Origin of the sequence: Nocardia sp. NPDC058519, assembly GCF_042719755.1 — a bacterium.
GTDB lineage: Bacteria > Actinomycetota > Actinomycetes > Mycobacteriales > Mycobacteriaceae > Nocardia.
Genome location: NZ_JBHXNK010000009.1, coordinates 80820 through 96233, shown reverse-complemented (window position 1 = coordinate 96233; position 15414 = coordinate 80820). Strand labels below are relative to the sequence as shown.

At 66.2% G+C, this 15414-nt stretch carries 15 protein-coding genes and 2 tRNA genes; 12 read left to right on the top strand and 5 right to left on the bottom strand.

What is annotated here, in order from left to right:
- Positions 1-155: 155 nt before the first annotated feature.
- The 6 genes from gyrB (at position 156) to ACFWPK_RS13155 (ending at position 7129) form a co-directional block, all read left to right on the top strand.
- Complete coding sequence (gene gyrB, locus ACFWPK_RS13180) at positions 156-2189, top strand: DNA topoisomerase (ATP-hydrolyzing) subunit B (RefSeq protein ID WP_378915059.1); 2034 nt, start codon at positions 156-158, stop codon at positions 2187-2189.
- Positions 2190-2246: 57 nt separating this feature from the next.
- Positions 2247-4754, top strand: coding sequence for a DNA gyrase subunit A (gene gyrA, locus ACFWPK_RS13175; protein WP_378915057.1), 2508 nt, complete (start codon positions 2247-2249; stop codon positions 4752-4754).
- Between the two features lie 42 nt (positions 4755-4796).
- Positions 4797-5774 carry a DUF3566 domain-containing protein gene (locus ACFWPK_RS13170; RefSeq protein ID WP_378915055.1) on the top strand — a complete coding sequence of 326 codons (978 nt, stop codon included), beginning with the start codon at positions 4797-4799 and terminating at the stop codon, positions 5772-5774.
- A 134-nt stretch (positions 5775-5908) separates the two neighbouring features.
- Positions 5909-5982 (top strand) — tRNA-Ile (locus tag ACFWPK_RS13165).
- A gap of 169 nt (positions 5983-6151) precedes the next feature.
- Positions 6152-6224 (top strand) — tRNA-Ala (locus ACFWPK_RS13160).
- Positions 6225-6229: 5 nt separating this feature from the next.
- The gene (locus ACFWPK_RS13155) at positions 6230-7129 is read left to right on the top strand and encodes an acyl-CoA dehydrogenase (RefSeq protein ID WP_378915053.1); all 900 of its coding nucleotides are present in this window, start codon (positions 6230-6232) and stop codon (positions 7127-7129) included.
- Between the two features lie 21 nt (positions 7130-7150).
- Here the strand turns inward: ACFWPK_RS13155 and ACFWPK_RS13150 are convergent, their stop codons facing one another.
- Positions 7151-8734 (bottom strand): serine hydrolase, encoded by a 1584-nt coding sequence (locus tag ACFWPK_RS13150; protein WP_378915051.1) that lies wholly within the window; start codon positions 8732-8734, stop codon positions 7151-7153.
- Between the two features lie 607 nt (positions 8735-9341).
- Here ACFWPK_RS13150 and ACFWPK_RS13145 point away from each other — a divergent pair.
- Together ACFWPK_RS13145 and ACFWPK_RS13140 are read left to right on the top strand one after the other, a co-directional pair.
- Positions 9342-10343, top strand: coding sequence for an ATP-binding cassette domain-containing protein (locus ACFWPK_RS13145; RefSeq protein WP_378915049.1), 1002 nt, complete (start codon positions 9342-9344; stop codon positions 10341-10343).
- A complete protein-coding gene (locus ACFWPK_RS13140) occupies positions 10340-11194 on the top strand; it encodes an ABC transporter permease (RefSeq protein ID WP_378915047.1) in 855 nt (284 codons plus the stop codon). The genes ACFWPK_RS13145 and ACFWPK_RS13140 overlap by 4 nt, the downstream gene beginning before the upstream one ends.
- Positions 11195-11207: 13 nt before the next feature.
- Here ACFWPK_RS13140 and ACFWPK_RS13135 read toward each other — a convergent pair whose 3' ends face one another.
- Complete coding sequence (locus tag ACFWPK_RS13135; RefSeq protein ID WP_170112099.1) at positions 11208-11357, bottom strand: hypothetical protein; 150 nt, start codon at positions 11355-11357, stop codon at positions 11208-11210.
- A 52-nt stretch (positions 11358-11409) separates the two neighbouring features.
- Between ACFWPK_RS13135 and ACFWPK_RS13130 the strand changes: the two genes are divergently transcribed.
- Positions 11410-11943, top strand: a complete 534-nt coding sequence (locus ACFWPK_RS13130) for a peptidylprolyl isomerase (RefSeq protein WP_378915045.1) — start codon at positions 11410-11412, stop codon at positions 11941-11943.
- Between the two features lie 73 nt (positions 11944-12016).
- On the opposite strand, the gene ACFWPK_RS13125 is transcribed toward ACFWPK_RS13130, so the two are convergent.
- Together ACFWPK_RS13125 and crgA are read right to left on the bottom strand one after the other, a co-directional pair.
- Positions 12017-12466: a PH domain-containing protein gene (locus ACFWPK_RS13125; RefSeq protein ID WP_378915043.1), complete on the bottom strand. Its 450-nt coding sequence runs from the start codon at positions 12464-12466 to the stop codon at positions 12017-12019.
- 84 nt (positions 12467-12550) lie between these two features.
- Positions 12551-12814 carry a cell division protein CrgA gene (gene crgA / locus ACFWPK_RS13120; protein ID WP_378709172.1) on the bottom strand — a complete coding sequence of 88 codons (264 nt, stop codon included), beginning with the start codon at positions 12812-12814 and terminating at the stop codon, positions 12551-12553.
- Between the two features lie 192 nt (positions 12815-13006).
- Here crgA and ACFWPK_RS13115 point away from each other — a divergent pair, with 192 nt between their 5' ends.
- The 3 genes from ACFWPK_RS13115 (at position 13007) to ACFWPK_RS13105 (ending at position 14949) form a co-directional block, all read left to right on the top strand.
- Positions 13007-13669, top strand: coding sequence for an aminodeoxychorismate/anthranilate synthase component II (locus ACFWPK_RS13115; protein WP_378915041.1), 663 nt, complete (start codon positions 13007-13009; stop codon positions 13667-13669).
- The gene (locus tag ACFWPK_RS13110; protein WP_378915039.1) at positions 13666-14346 is read left to right on the top strand and encodes a RibD family protein; all 681 of its coding nucleotides are present in this window, start codon (positions 13666-13668) and stop codon (positions 14344-14346) included. Before ACFWPK_RS13115 ends, ACFWPK_RS13110 begins: the two co-directional genes overlap by 4 nt.
- 144 nt (positions 14347-14490) lie before the next feature.
- Positions 14491-14949, top strand: coding sequence for a deaminase (locus ACFWPK_RS13105; RefSeq protein WP_378915038.1), 459 nt, complete (start codon positions 14491-14493; stop codon positions 14947-14949).
- A 1-nt stretch (position 14950) separates the two neighbouring features.
- Here the strand turns inward: ACFWPK_RS13105 and ACFWPK_RS13100 are convergent, their stop codons facing one another.
- On the bottom strand, positions 14951-15370 hold the full coding sequence (locus ACFWPK_RS13100) for a CBS domain-containing protein (protein ID WP_378915036.1): 420 nt from the start codon (positions 15368-15370) through the stop codon (positions 14951-14953).
- Positions 15371-15414 lie beyond the last annotated feature (44 nt).

Sequence of the window (15414 nt, the reverse complement as noted above, 5' to 3'; positions counted from 1 at the left end):
GTAAGTTGGGCTTACCAGTAGGATGGTGACGTAACCAGCGGCGAACCCTCGGCGCGTGCTGTGCAGTCCGTGATATCTGATGGCTCTTCGGGGCCGTGCGCGTGCTGCCCGGATCGCTGCGCCAGGGATCAGCAAGTAAGGAGAGCTACCGAGAAGTGGCTGCCAACGACTCCAACGCATCGGGCAACAATTCAGGCTACGGTGCCTCTTCCATCACGGTCCTCGAAGGCCTCGAGGCGGTGCGCAAGCGCCCTGGCATGTACATCGGCTCCACCGGTGAGCGCGGTCTGCACCACCTCATCTGGGAGGTTGTGGACAACTCGGTCGACGAGGCGATGGCCGGCTACGCCACCAAGGTCGAGGTGACCCTGCTCGCCGACGGCGGCGTCGAGGTGATCGACGACGGTCGTGGCATCCCGGTCGGGATGCACGCCCAGGGCGTGCCGACGATCGAGGTCGTCATGACCCAGCTGCACGCGGGTGGCAAGTTCGACTCCGACTCCTATGCGGTGTCGGGTGGTCTGCACGGTGTCGGTATCTCGGTGGTGAACGCGCTCTCGACCAAGGTCGAGGTCGAGATCGACGTCGACGGCTTCCACTGGAACCAGACCTACAAGGACGCCAAGCCCGGCAAGCTCATCCAGGGTGAGCCGATCAAGGCGACCGGCACCACGGTGCGGTTCTGGGCCGATCCGGACATCTTCGAGACCACGACCTACAACTTCGAGACCGTGGCGCGGCGCCTGCAGGAGATGGCCTTTCTGAACAAGGGCCTCACCATCAAGCTCACCGATGAGCGGGTCGCCGTCGGTGACATCACCGACGAGGTGGTCAGTGAGACCGCCGAGGCGCCCAAGGACGCCGAGGTGGTCGCCGCGGAAGCGGTCGAACACAAGGTGAAGACCCGCACCTACCACTACCCGGGCGGCCTGGTGGACTTCGTCCGCCACATCAACCGCACCAAGTCGGCCATCCACAACTCGGTCGTCGGCTACACGGTCAAGGGCACCGGCCACGAGCTCGAGGTCGCGATGCAGTGGAACTCGGGCTACTCCGAGTCGGTCCACACCTTCGCCAACACGATCAACACCCACGAGGGCGGCACCCACGAAGAGGGCTTCCGCGCGGCGCTGACCACAGTGGTCAACAAGTACGCCAAGGAGAAGAAGCTCCTCAAGGAGAAGGACGGCAACCTCACCGGCGACGACATCCGTGAGGGCCTGGCCGCCATCGTGAGCGTCAAGGTCGGCGAGCCGCAGTTCGAGGGCCAGACCAAGACCAAGCTGGGCAACACCGAGGTCAAGTCGTTCGTGCAGCGTGCCTGCAACGAGCACCTGCAGCACTGGTTCGAGGCCAACCCGGCCGACGCGAAGACCATCGTGCAGAAGGCGGTGTCCTCGGCGCAGGCCCGGATGGCCGCCCGTAAGGCGCGCGAGCTGGTGCGCCGCAAGTCGGCGACCGACCTGGGCGGACTGCCGGGCAAGCTGGCCGACTGCCGGTCCAAGGATCCGGGCAAGTGCGAGATCTACATCGTCGAGGGCGACTCCGCCGGTGGCTCGGCGAAGTCGGGCCGCGACTCGATGTACCAGGCGATCCTGCCGCTGCGCGGCAAGATCATCAACGTCGAGAAGGCCCGCATCGACCGTGTCCTCAAGAACAACGAGGTCCAGTCGATCATCACCGCGTTCGGCACCGGTATCCACGACGAGTTCGATATCGCCAAGCTGCGCTACAACAAGATCATCCTGATGGCCGACGCCGACGTGGACGGTCAGCACATCGCGACGCTGCTGCTCACGCTGCTGTTCCGCTTCATGCGTCCGCTGGTCGAGCACGGTCACGTGTTCTTGGCCCAGCCGCCGCTGTACAAGCTCAAGTGGATGCGTTCGGACCCGGAGTTCGCCTACTCCGACCGTGAGCGCGACGCGCTGATCGAGGCAGGCCTCGCCGCGGGCAAGAAGATCAACAAGGACGACGGCGTCCAGCGCTACAAGGGTCTGGGCGAGATGAACGCCAAGGAGCTGTGGGAAACCACGATGGACCCCGCGGTTCGGGTGCTTCGTCAGGTGACGCTCGACGACGCGGCCGCGGCCGACGAGCTGTTCTCCGTGCTGATGGGCGAGGACGTGGAGGCACGTCGCAGCTTCATCACCCGCAATGCCAAGGACGTCCGTTTCCTCGATGTGTAAGCGGCGCTGCGCTTTTGGGCGCGCCCGCTCGCATGTCGGCCCCTCGAAGGAGATTTGATGACTGAGACCACGCTGCCACCGTCCGGCGGTGCGGGCGACCGGACCGAACCGGTCGATATCCAGACCGAAATGCAGAACAGCTACATCGATTACGCGATGAGCGTGATCGTGGGCCGCGCGCTGCCCGATGTGCGCGACGGCCTCAAGCCGGTGCACCGTCGTGTGCTCTACGCGATGTACGACAACGGCTACCGCCCCGATCGCGGCTATGTGAAGTCCGCGCGCCCGGTCGCCGAGACGATGGGTAACTACCACCCGCACGGCGACTCGTCGATCTACGACACCCTCGTGCGCATGGCCCAGCCGTGGTCGCTGCGCTACCCGATGGTCGACGGCCAGGGCAACTTCGGTTCCCGCGGCAACGACGGCGCGGCCGCCATGCGTTACACCGAGTGCCGTCTGACGCCGCTCGCGATGGAGATGCTGCGCGATATCGACCAGGAGACGGTCGATTTCGTCCCGAACTACGACGGTCGCTCGCAGGAGCCGACCGTGCTGCCCGCGCGCGTGCCCGCCCTGCTGATGAACGGCAGCAACGGCATCGCGGTCGGCATGGCCACCAACATCCCGCCGCACAACCTCAACGAGCTGGCCGAGGCCATCTACTGGGCGCTGGAGAACTACGCGGCCGACGAGGAATCCACCCTCGCCGCCTGCATGGAACGGGTCAAGGGCCCCGACTTCCCGACGCACGGCCTGATCGTCGGCGGCCAGGGCATCCACGACGCCTACACCACCGGTCGCGGTTCCATCCGCATGCGCGGTGTGGTGGAGATCGAGGAAGACGCGCGTGGCCGCACCACGATCGTCATCACCGAACTGCCGTACCAGGTCAACACCGACAACTTCGTCAACTCCATCGCCGAGCAGGTGAAGGACGCGAAGATCGCGGGTATCTCCGATATCCACGACGAGTCCTCGGACCGTGTCGGCATGCGCATCGTGGTCACGGTCAAGCGTGACGCGGTGGCGAAGGTGGTGCTGAACAACCTCTACAAGCACACCCAGCTGCAGACCAGCTTCGGCGCGAACATGCTCTCGATCGTCGATGGTGTGCCCCGCACGCTGCGCCTCGACCAGATGATTCGCTACTACGTGAATCACGAGCTCGAGGTCATCGTCCGGCGCACCCGCTACCTGCTGCGCAAGGCCGAGGAGCGGGCCCACATCCTGCGCGGCCTGGTCAAGGCCCTTGACATGCTCGACCAGGTCATCGCGTTGATCCGCGGGGCGGCCAACACCGACACCGCGCGCACCGGCCTGATGCAGCTGCTCGACATCGATGAGATCCAGTCGACCGCCATCCTCGACATGCAGCTGCGTCGACTGTCGGCCCTGGAACGTCAGCGCATCATCGACGATCTGGCCAAGATCGAGATCGAGATCGCCGACTACAAGGACATTCTCGAAAAGCCCGAGCGTCAGCGAGCGATCGTGCGCGACGAGCTGGCCGAGATCGTCGAGAAGTACGGCGACGACCGTCGGACCAGGATCATCGCCGCCGACGGTGACGTCGCCGACGAGGATCTGATCGCGCGCGAAGACGTGGTGGTCACGATCACCGAGACCGGCTACGCCAAGCGCACCAAGACCGACCTCTACCGCTCGCAGAAGCGTGGCGGCAAGGGCGTGATGGGCGCAGGCCTCAAGCAGGACGACATCGTCAAGCACTTCTTCGTGTCGTCCACGCACGACTGGCTGCTGTTCTTCACCAACAAGGGCCGCGTCTACCGGGCCAAGGCCTACGAGCTGCCCGAGGCCAACCGGACCGCGCGTGGTCAGCACGTGGCCAACCTGCTCGCGTTCCAGCCGGATGAGAAGATCGCCCAGATCATCCAGCTCAAGACCTACGAGGACGCGCCGTACCTGGTGCTCGCGACACGCGCGGGCCTGGTGAAGAAGTCCAAACTCACCGATTTCGACTCCAACCGCTCCGGCGGCATCGTCGCGGTGAACCTGCGCGATGACGACGAATTGGTCGGTGCGGTGCTGTGCTCGTCCGACGATGACCTGCTCCTGGTCTCGGCGCACGGCCAGTCGATCCGCTTCGCCGCGACCGATGAGGCGCTGCGTCCGATGGGCCGCGCCACTTCCGGCGTGCAGGGCATGCGCTTCAACACCGACGACGAGCTGCTCTCGCTCAATGTGGTCCGTCTGGAGACATATCTGCTGGTCGCGACGGCCGGCGGGTACGCGAAGCGGACCGCGATCGAGGAGTACACCGCGCAGGGTCGTGGCGGAAAAGGCGTATTGACAATCCAATACGATCCGAAGCGTGGCAGCCTGGTGGGTGCGCTCATCGTCGACGACGAGGACGAGTTGTACGCGATCACTTCCAGTGGTGGCGTCATCCGCACCGCAGCCAAGCAGGTTCGTAAGGCTGGACGTCAGACCAAGGGCGTCCGATTGATGAACCTCGCGGATGGCGATACCTTGCTAGCGATCGCGCGCAACGCCGACGAGCCCGATCCCGATCAGCTCCTCGGCGACGTGGCTTCGGAGTAACACACCAAATAGCGGCGGCAACGAACGGATCTGAGGATTCCATTGACCACACCGAATCAGTCGAATGACGATCGGAACCAGACCAACGGCGTCACCGAACGGATCGCCACGTCTCCGATCCCGCCGCGACCGATCCCACGCCAGGGCGGTCCGGCCGAGGGCGCGGCGCCGGAATCCGGTGCGGCCGGGACCGATTCGCTCGACGGTAAGGGCAGCAAATCGTCGCCCTACCAGGACGGGTGGGCTCAGCTGCCGCAGCGCGAACCGCAGTCGAACCTGTACCGGCCCGGCGAATCGCCGAGCCAGGGGCGCCCCTCATCGGGGGCGGCCCAGGGCGGGCTCAAGGGCAGCGGCTCGTCCAACGCCCGCACCACGGCGGACCTGGCGGCCAAGGCGGCCCGCAAGGAAGCGGCGATGGTGAAGTCCGTCGGTATCGACGGGCCGACCCGCAGCATCGCGCGTCCGGAACTGGTCAAGGACATGCCCGACCTGTCCGACGTGCGCCACCCGGCACCCGAGGCACCGGTGGTGCCCCCCGGTCTGCCGATGGCGCCGCAGCCCCAGTACCAGCAGCACAACATGGGGCCGAGTGCACGGGCCGCCGCGGCGAGCACCGTCTCGCCCGCGGCTCCGGTGGCCATCGCGGCCGCCGCGTCGGGTGAGCCTCTACGCGCGACAGTGCAGATCCGCCGGATCGACCCGTGGTCGACCCTGAAGATCACGCTGGTGATCAGCGTGGCGCTGTTCTTCGTGTGGATGGTGGCCGTCGGCCTGCTCTACATCGTGCTGGCCGGCATGGGCGTCTGGGACAACCTGGACAACTCGCTGGGCGAGATGCTGAACCAGGAGGGCAGCTCGTCGAGCCTGATCGACGCGGGCACGGTGTTCGGCTACGCGGGTGTGATCGGTCTGATCAACGTGGTGCTGTTCACCGCGCTGGCCACGGTCGGCGTGTTCATCTACAACCAGTGCTGCGATCTGGTCGGTGGCATCCAGGTAACCCTGGCCGATCCCGACTAGAAGTAGGTTTTCCTCCCGCGGCCGGTCAGTCCAGGAAACTGGGTCTGACCGGCCGTTTTGGTTATCGGTAGGCAGGTAAGGTAACCTCGTTTCTCGTTGCGGTTCACTGCTCAGGCAGGGATCGAAATGAGTTCGGGCCTATAGCTCAGGCGGTTAGAGCGCTTCGCTGATAACGAAGAGGTCGGAGGTTCAAGTCCTCCTAGGCCCACTCCCGAACAGCACAGTAGGGTGGGAATCATGAAGATTGTCCTCATGGTCGGTGTTGTGATCGCCGTTCTCATCGGTGTCAGCAAATTCCGCAAGCGCGACGACGCAGACCTCTGGCGCGACGTCACCACTCGCTGATTTCGGGTTGCCAACTGGTCAGTGACCAGTAAGGGGCCTTAGCTCAATTGGCAGAGCACTGCCTTTGCAAGGCAGGGGTTAGGGGTTCGATTCCCCTAGGCTCCACATCTGTGAATTCCTCGGTATTCGATTTTCTTCTCACCACCGCACCGGCCGACACGGTTTCGGCTGATTTCGCCACGGTGTGGGCGCGTCACCGCGCCCGGTCCCACGATTTCGCGAGTTCCATCGACCGGGCGGCGATCGCCGGATTCGACAGTGCGGGCACAGGTCCCGCGTTTCTCGGTGGATATCAGGAAGCGCTGCACGCGCTGGTGCCCTCGCTCGATCCCGGCGAGCTCTCCTCGATGTGTGCCACCGAGGCCGCGGGTGCGCGGCCGTCGACGATGACCACGACGGTGAGTGCCGACGGCGCCGTCAGCGGGACGAAATCCTTCGCCACGCTCGGTACGTTCGCCGATCGGTTCCTGGTGATCGCCCGATCCGGTACTCAGCCCGATGGCAGGCCGATCCTGCGAGCCGTGCTGGTGCCCGCCGGTGCGTCCGCCGCGATCACGCCGCTGCCCGCGCTGCCCTTCGCGCCCGAGATCCCGCACGCGGGAGTCACCTTCGATGCCGCGCCGGGCGAACTGCTGCCCGGTGACGGCTACACGGACTATCTGAAGCCGTTCCGGACGGTCGAGGACCTGCACGTGGTGGCCGCTGTGCTCGGTCAGCTCGTCCGGGTTGCCCGGCTAGCGCAGTGGCCCGCGGAGCCCGTAGAACAGCTGCTGGCGCTGTTTGCGGCGGTACGTGGGGTCGGTGCCGAGGACCCCGGCTCCCCGGGTGTGCACATCGCGCTCGGCGGTCTCTTCGATCGGCTGACCGCGCTGCGTACCGAACTGGAGCCGCTGTGGGCGCCGGTGGACCCGGAGGTCAGGGAGCGCTGGGAGCGTGACGTGCCGCTGCTCGGGGTGGCGGGCAAGGTCAGGGCGGCGCGGCTGGCGACCGCGTGGCGCGCGCTGGCCTGATCAATCGCTTCTGGTGCTGTGTCAATCGCTTCTGGTGAAGGTGCCGAGGCCGTTCTCGTCGAAGTAGCCGATGGTCAGTGTGCCGTCGGCGAACCGCGCCGAGGAGACGCTGCCGGGCGGGGCGTTCTCGCCGGTCGGCTCGAAGGCGAAGGTGTCGCCGTCCCAGTGCCGGAGTGGGTACTCGCGCCGCGCGGGGCCGACGGTGAGGACCAGTCCCGATTCGGTCGCCGAGATCGTCGCGGGGCCCCAGTAGGCGCTGTCATAGGTGCCCGCGTAGGTCGGCAGTGCCTGTGCGGGAGCCGGATTCGCCGGGGCGGGCTGGCCTGCCAGGTCGCCTTCGGGCTCGTTGACCCCGGTGAACGCCTCGCGGTACAGCCCGCGCCAGTCCTCGCGCAGCTCGCCGAACTGCACCAGATCGCCGAACTCGGCGGTCAGGGTCTCCGGGATCCCGAGCGGCGCCGCGTTCGTCAGCGCGACGATGGCCACGTCGGCGGACGGGATCACCAGGAAGTTGGTCGCCGCGCCGAGGGTGAAGGCGCCGGAATGGCTGTTGGCGGTGCGACCGGCCGAGGAGACCGACACGTTGAAGCCGTACCCGTAGCTGCCCGCCCGCGCCACGGGGGTCGATGGCGGTGCGGAGACGATCTGGGGCGTGACGGCGGGCAGCAGCGCTTCGGGCGGGGCGATGGTCGTCGCGCCCGCGGTGCCGTCGCCGAGCAGCATCGTCAGCCAGCGGGCCATGTCGTTCACCGACGAGCTCGCGCCGCCGGCGGGGGACTGGGGGTCGGGGTCGCGCACGTAGCGGGCGACCCAGTTGCCATCGATGTTCACGTGCCCGACCGCATGATTCGGGCGGGCGTGGAAGTCGTCGAAGCGGGAGCTGGTGTCGCGCATGCCGAGGGGCGCGTAGAGGGCATCGGCCGACAGCTGGGCCCAGTCCTTCCCGGCCGCCGCGGCCACGGATTCGGCCGCGGCCGTGAATCCGAAGTTGGTGTAGTGGTAGGTGATCCGGAACGGGTCGAGGGGTTCGAGGCGCAGCTTGTCGAAGATCGCGGCCTGGTCGTACCCGAGGTCTTCGAGCCGGTCGCCCGCGTGGTCGGGCAGGCCGCTGCGGTGCGCGAGCAGGTCACCGACGGTGAGCTGGGCCGTGGTGGCGGGATCGGCCAGCGCGAACGACGGGAGGTGCCTGACCACCGGGGTCGTCCACTCGATCGCGTCCGCGCCGACCTGGTTGGCCACGACGGTCGCGGCGAGCGACTTCGACACCGAGGCCAGCTGGAAGACGGTGTCGGCGTCGACCTTGTCCGGCGCGCCTGCCGCACGGACACCGAAACCCTTGGCGTACACCGTCTTCCCGCCGTGAACGACGGCGACGGCCATGCCGGGGATGCGGCTGGACTCCATCAGTGAGCCCGCCAGTTCGTCGAGCCGTCCGATGGCTTTGTCGACCGCGTCGGCGGGCAGGGCGACACCGGCGACTTGGTTCGGGGGGAGCTCGGCGGTCGGCGTCGCGGTGGGGTGCTCGTCGTCGGTGGATCCGGTGCAACCAACCAGGAGCGTCATCGATAGGACGACCCCGGCGATCGCTCCACGACCAGGCACCATGGGCCGACGATAACCCTGGTTGCCGGGTGATCGCCGGAACGTGGCCGGACTGTGACGCTCGGCTTACCGGTGCGTATCGGCTGATCTGCCGAGCTGCGACCTTGCCGGAAAATGGGGAGCGGGCCTCGGCGAAGGGGGGGAGTTAGCCGAGGCCCGCGTAGGGTCGGCCCGGGGGGGAGGGGCCGACCTGAACGATCCTACGCGATACGCGCGGAATTCGTGTACGCGCACCGGGCGAGTTCGCGAGTTTTTTCGGGTGCCGGCGCGGGTGCCGGCGGTGGCCTGGGGTGTGGTGATCGGCCGGTATGCGTGCGTGGTGCTTGTCAGGTGTCTTACGGAGATCGGAATCAGCTGGTACGCAAGGCTTTACGGGGAATCGCCGGTGAACATGTTCTCGTCTCGCGCAGGGCGGCCGTCCAGGGAACAGGCGCTCTTGTTCGTGTTGTGAGACAGAAAATCAGTCCGATTCGCCGCGTGTCGCCGCCCGTCGGCATGTCGAACAATTGTGTACATCTGATGTGTGGTCGCGCCGGAATTGGGGATGCGACTTGTCGGTGGGTAGGGCAATACTGGGCAAAGCATCGCCAACCACGACTTCAGGAGAATCATGCCCGACGCAATCGTCGCCGAGGGTCTGGTCAAACGGTATGGGCAGCTCGTCGCCCTGGACGGACTCGACCTGTCCGTACCGGAAGGTACCGTCACCGCGCTACTCGGCCCCAACGGCGCGGGAAAGACCACGACTGTTCGCGTTCTCACCACTTTGCTCGTCCCCGACGAGGGCACCGCCACCGTCGCCGGTATCGACGTGCTCAACAATCCACAGGCCCTGCGCTCACGCATCGGCGCCTCCGGCCAGTATTCCGCGGTCGACGAATACCTCACCGGCTTCGAGAATCTCGAAATGGTCGGCAGGCTCTACCACCTCGGCACCCAGCGCAGTAAGGAGCGGGCCCGCGAACTGCTCGACCGCTTCCGGCTCACCGACGCCGCCGACCGGCCGGTGAAGGGCTACTCGGGCGGTATGCGCAGGCGCCTCGACCTGGCAGGCGCGCTGGTGGCCAACCCGCCGGTGCTGTTCCTCGACGAGCCGACCACCGGTCTCGACCCGCGTGCCCGGCTCGACCTGTGGGACGTCATCGAGGAGCTGGTCGCAGGCGGCACCACGCTGCTGCTCACCACCCAGTACATGGACGAGGCCGACCGCCTCGCCGATTCGATCGCGGTGATCGACCACGGCAAGGTGATCGCGCGCGGCACGGCCGACGAACTCAAGGCCCTCGTCGGTGGCGACCGCATCGAACTCACTGTCGGCCACATCGATCAACTGGCCGTCGCCCAGCAGGCGCTGAGCGGGCTCGCCGATGGCGAGATCCATCTCGAACCCGGCCTGCGCAAGCTCATCGTGCCGGTCGCCGACGGGTCACAGGACCTGGTCGCCGCCATCGGCAGGCTCACCGAGCGCAAGGTGGAAATCAACGATGTCGCCCTGCGCAGACCCTCGCTCGACGACGTCTTCCTGACGCTCACCGGGCACGAGGCCGAAGAACTCGTCAGCGGTGACCGCGAGTCGGAGACCGTGGGCGCCGCGGAAGGAAAGAATCGATGACCGTCGCACTCGACAAGGCCGAGCTGCACCGCCCCAGCCTCGGCGAACGACTGTCGATGGTGGTGAGCGACAGCATCACCATCGCCAAACGCAACGTCATCAAGATCAAGCGCGTGCCCGACGTGCTGATCTTCACGACGTTGTCACCGATCATGTTCGTGCTCCTGTTCGCCTACGTCTTCGGCTCGGCGATTTCGGTCCCCGGACTCGAAGGTGGCTACCGGGAGTTCCTGATCGCCGGCATCTTCGCGCAGACGGTGGTGTTCGGTGCCACCTTCACCGGTGCGGGCCTGGCCGAAGACATGCAGAAGGGCATCATCGACCGATTCCGGTCGCTTCCGATGGCGCCGTCGGCGGTGCTGGTGGGGCGCACGATCAGCGATGTGGTGATCAACGTCGTCAGCCTGGTGGTGATGTCGCTGACCGGTCTGGTCGTCGGCTGGCGGATCCGCGGATCGTTCCTCGACGCGGTGCTGGCGTACGCGTTGATGCTGCTGTTCGCCTATGCGCTGTCGTGGATGATGGCCGTGGTCGGCCTGATCGTGCGCGCGCCGGAGGTGTTCAACAACGCCAGCTTCATGGTGATCTTCCCGCTGACGTTCCTGTCCAACGCGTTCGTTCCGCTCGACAACATGCCGACGCCGCTTCGGGTCTTCGCCGAATGGAACCCGGTCTCGGCGCTCACCCAGGCAGTGCGTGACCTGTTCGGCAACGTCAACCCGATGGCTCCGCCCTCGGAGGCGTGGCCGATGCAGCATCCGGTGGCCACATCGCTGATGTGGATCGTGGTGATCCTGATCGTCTTCGTGCCGCTGGCTCAGATCCAGTACAAGAAGTCGGTCAGTCGCTGAGGAACAGCCGGAACTAGTGCGCCGAGCCGTTGCGGGAGTACCCCAGACGCGGCGGCTCGGCGGCCGGTTCGGGCAGTTGTGGACGCTTGGCGCGGGCCAGGTAAGCCAGGGCGCCCGCCCCGGCGAGCGCGATCGACGCGAGCAGCGGATTACGAAGCTTCATTCGACCACTGTGGCACAAACGGATTCGGCTCGCCGCGTGGCACCATAACTGCGTGACCTCACCCAACCAGACGGCCGTGGCAACTCTGCACACCAACCACGGCGATATCAGGATCGCGCTTTTCGGTAACCACGCCCCGAAGACGGTGCGCAACTTCGTCGGTCTCGCCGACGGCAGCGCGCCGTATTCGACCGTCAATGCCGGCGGTACGGAAAGTGGCCCGTTCTACGACGGCGCCGTCTTTCATCGGATCATCCCGGGGTTCATGATCCAGGGTGGCGATCCGACCGGCACCGGCCGCGGTGGGCCGGGCTTCGAGTTCGCCGATGAGTTCCACCCGGATCTGCGCTTCGACCGCGGCTATCTGCTCGCGATGGCCAATGCGGGCGCGGGCACCGAGACCAATGGTTCACAGTTCTTCATCACCGTCGGCGCGCAGCCGCATCTCAACCGCAAGCACTCGATCTTCGGCGAGGTGGTCGACCCCGATTCGCGCAAAGTCGTCGACGCGATCGCCTCGGTGAAGACCGATCGCAATGATCGCCCGGAAGAGCCTGTCATCATCTCGGCCGTGAAAATCGACTGATCACCGCCATAAAAGAACTCCCCGCCGCGGATCATCGCGGCGGGGAGTTCTTTTTGCTTCACGTGAAACAACGTCAGTCGGAAGTCACCGAGGCGAAGCCGTTGACGACGAGGGCGTCGTAGACGTCGTGCGGGTTGGTGCCGAGGTCCCAGCGGCCGAAGATCAGCAGTCGCTCGGTGTCTTCGTGGCGAACGTCGACCTCGAGCATTGCGGTCTTGCGGCCGATGCGGCGGTAGGAGACCATCCGGATTCGGTCGATCCGGTCCAGGGGGTATTCCTTCGGGCCGGTGAGCGTGCCGACCACCAGACGCGGCGCGGAGCCGGGAAACATGGTGAGCCGGGGGCGCTGCCGGAGACCGAGAGTGGCCGTTGCCAGCACCGCGACCGCGGCGACGCCGACGAGCAGCCTGCTCGGCCCGTCGTTGGCCAGGATCGCGGCCACGACCAGCAGGATTCCGCCGCCGGTGACGGCGAGCAGACCTGCGACAGGGGTCGACCACGAGACCGGTTGTGCGTCGTTCACGCGGTTGCTCGCCCCTCTATCCTCGAGTTGTGCACAGGGTTATCCACAGGTGTGCATGAATAACACCGGTGTAATCCGCTGCGATCAGCGCCATCGCATGGTCATGATCAGGCCGACGACCATCAGGCCGAACCCGATCAGGAAGTTCCAGGCGCCCAGATCGAGCATGAAACCGATGTGGTCCTGTGCCAGGTAGTAAACGATCAGCCACACCAGGCCGGCGAGCATGAAGCCCAGCATGATCGCGACGTACCAGACCGGCGACGGCCCCGCTTTCACCTTCACCGGCGTGCGGCTGGCGGGGCTCGGGGTGTAGTCGGCCTTCTTGCGGACCTTGGACTTGGGCATGACGTCCTCGAATTCGGAGTACAGGTAACTCCTAGGCTATCCCACCAGGCAGTGTCATCGGCGGCTGGCGCCGCTGTTCTCGGCGCTTAACTCCACCTCTTCCCTCCCTCCGGGCACTCCTTCGTCGCACCCTCCACTCAGTCCAGAGGCGGAGGCGCGCCGAGAACGTGGGTCGCCACGTACCCTCGACGCATGCGTGTATTGGTCGTCGACAACTACGACAGCTTCGTGTTCAACCTGGTGCAGTACCTCGGCCAGCTTGGTGCCGACGTTGTGGTCTGGCGCAATGACGACCCCCGCCTCGATGATCTCGACACCCTGCTCACCGTCGGCGACGAGGGCGGCGTGTTCCACGGCGTGTTGGTGAGCCCGGGTCCCGGCAGCCCCGACCGCGCGGGCGCGAGTATCCCGCTCGTGCACGCGGCCGCGAGGCACGATATGCCGCTGCTCGGCGTGTGCCTCGGGCATCAGGCGATCGGCGAGGCGTTCGGCGGCACCGTCGACCGGGCACCCGAACTGCTGCACGGCAAGACCAGCGAGGTGTTCCATCTCGGGTCCGGCGTGTTGGCCGGTCTGCCCGACCCCTTCACCGCCACCCGCTACCACTCGCTGACGGTTCTCCCTGAAACCATTCCCGAGGAGCTGGTGGTCGTCGGCCACACCGAGAGCGGCATCGTGATGGCGATGCGCCACCGCACCCTGCCCATCCACGGCGTGCAATTCCACCCCGAGTCCGTGCTCACCCAGGGCGGGCACCGGATGCTCGCCAACTGGCTCGAGGTCTGCGGCGAACGTCCGTCGGAGGCACTCATCGCCACGCTCGAGGCGGAGGTCGCCGCGCTGGTGACCAAATGAGGGTGTTGCTGTCGGTGGCGGCCAGTCTGGACGGCTACATCGATGACGCGAGTGCGCAGCGACTCCTGCTGTCGAACACCGCCGACTTCGATCGGGTCGATCAGATCCGCGCCGAATCAGACGCCATCCTGATCGGTGCGCACACGCTGCGCACCGACAATCCCCGGCTGCTGGTGAACAGCGCCGAGCGCCGGGCCGCGCGGGTGTCGGCGGGCAAACCGGAGTATCCGGTGAAGGTGACCGTCACCGATTCCGGTGATCTCGATCCGAACCTGCGCTTCTGGCACACCGGCGGCGACAAGCTCGTCTACACCTCCGATGCGGGCGCCGCGAAGCTGGCCAACCGTCTCGACGGACTCGCCGAGGTGATCAGCCTCGGCGAGCGACTCGCGCTCCCAGCTCTCGTAGCCGACCTCGGCACCCGAGGTATCCACCGGCTCATGGTCGAAGGCGGCACCGGCATGCATACCGGATTCCTGGCCGCCGACCTGGTCGACGAGATCCGCCTGGCGATCGCCCCGATCCTGGTCGGCGATCCGGCGGCCCCACGATTCGTCGGACCGGCCGAATTCCCCGGTGGCGCCGGTCGCAGGCTGCGCCTGGCGGGTGTGGAACAACTTGGGGATGTCGCTGTGCTGAACTACCTGGTCAGCCCCGATCCCCAACCCCGCAACTAACTGGTACTGCGAACAAAATCACGGTACTGACCTGGGAAAATCTCACTCTCCACAGTTCGCGGACAACTTTGCTCCACACCTGAACATGACCGATTCCACATCACGCGAGGGTTGTGGATAACTCGCCGATACAGGGGACACGACATGAGCCACGACGACATCGACCACCGGTTCATGCACAGGGCGATAGAGCTCGCCAGGAACTGTCCCCCCAGCGAGACGGCCTATTCGGTCGGCGCGGTCATCGTCGCCGACGGTGTGGAGATCGCGACCGGCTTCTCCCGCGAAACCGATGCGAAGGTGCACGCCGAAGAGGCGGCGCTGAACAAACTCGACCCCGACGACCCCCGCCTGACCGGGGCAACGATCTACAGCACCCTCGAACCGTGCTCCACCCGCGCCACCGCGACCCGGCTGCCGTGCACCGATCGCATTCTGGCCGCGGGCATTCCCACGGTGGTCATCGCCTGGCGTGAGCCGAGCCTGTTCGTCGCCGCCTGCGAGGGTGTGGACAAACTCCGCACCCATGGCGTGCGCGTGGTAGAGCTCACCGACCTCGCCGCAGCAGCGATGTCGATGAACAGCCACCTGGATCTGAGCTAGCTCACGGCCGCCCGTAGATGGCGGTCACGAACTCGCCGAGCTGATTGTCATCGAGATGCCGAGCCAGATCGGCCTCGCTGATCATGCCGACCAGCCGCTTGTTGTCGATCACCGGCATCCGCTTCACCCGGTGCGACTCCATCTGGTCGAGCACGTCTTCCACATCGGCGTCCGCGCTGACCCACCGCGGGGTCGACTCGCAGAGTTCCGCGGCCGTTGTCATATCAGGGGACAGACCGAGCGCGACGCACTTCACCACGATGTCGCGGTCGGTGATGATGCCGCACATGCGCTCGTCGTCATCGGCGACGACGATCGATCCGACTCCGAGATCGGCCATCGCCGTCGCCGCGGTCGCCACGGAGTCACCGCGGGTGATCCACTGCGCACCGGGCTTCATAATGTCCCTGGCTGTCGTCATAAGGGCTATACCTCCTCGTCAGCAACGCTGGATGGGAAAGCAGC

Excerpts from the sequence above, each read along its gene's own strand:
- gyrA (WP_378915057.1), top strand. The coding sequence starts at position 2,247 with ATGACTGAGACCACGCTGCCACCGTCCGGCGGTGCGGGCGACCGGACC.
- ACFWPK_RS13150 (WP_378915051.1), bottom strand. The coding sequence starts at position 8,734 with ATGGTGCCTGGTCGTGGAGCGATCGCCGGGGTCGTCCTATCGATGACG.
- ACFWPK_RS13145 (WP_378915049.1), top strand. The coding sequence starts at position 9,342 with ATGCCCGACGCAATCGTCGCCGAGGGTCTGGTCAAACGGTATGGGCAG.
- ACFWPK_RS13140 (WP_378915047.1), top strand. The coding sequence starts at position 10,340 with ATGACCGTCGCACTCGACAAGGCCGAGCTGCACCGCCCCAGCCTCGGC.
- ACFWPK_RS13135 (WP_170112099.1), bottom strand. The coding sequence starts at position 11,357 with ATGAAGCTTCGTAATCCGCTGCTCGCGTCGATCGCGCTCGCCGGGGCG.
- crgA (WP_378709172.1), bottom strand. The coding sequence starts at position 12,814 with ATGCCCAAGTCCAAGGTCCGCAAGAAGGCCGACTACACCCCGAGCCCC.
- ACFWPK_RS13115 (WP_378915041.1), top strand. The coding sequence starts at position 13,007 with ATGCGTGTATTGGTCGTCGACAACTACGACAGCTTCGTGTTCAACCTG.
- ACFWPK_RS13110 (WP_378915039.1), top strand. The coding sequence starts at position 13,666 with ATGAGGGTGTTGCTGTCGGTGGCGGCCAGTCTGGACGGCTACATCGAT.
- ACFWPK_RS13105 (WP_378915038.1), top strand. The coding sequence starts at position 14,491 with ATGAGCCACGACGACATCGACCACCGGTTCATGCACAGGGCGATAGAG.
- ACFWPK_RS13100 (WP_378915036.1), bottom strand. The coding sequence starts at position 15,370 with ATGACGACAGCCAGGGACATTATGAAGCCCGGTGCGCAGTGGATCACC.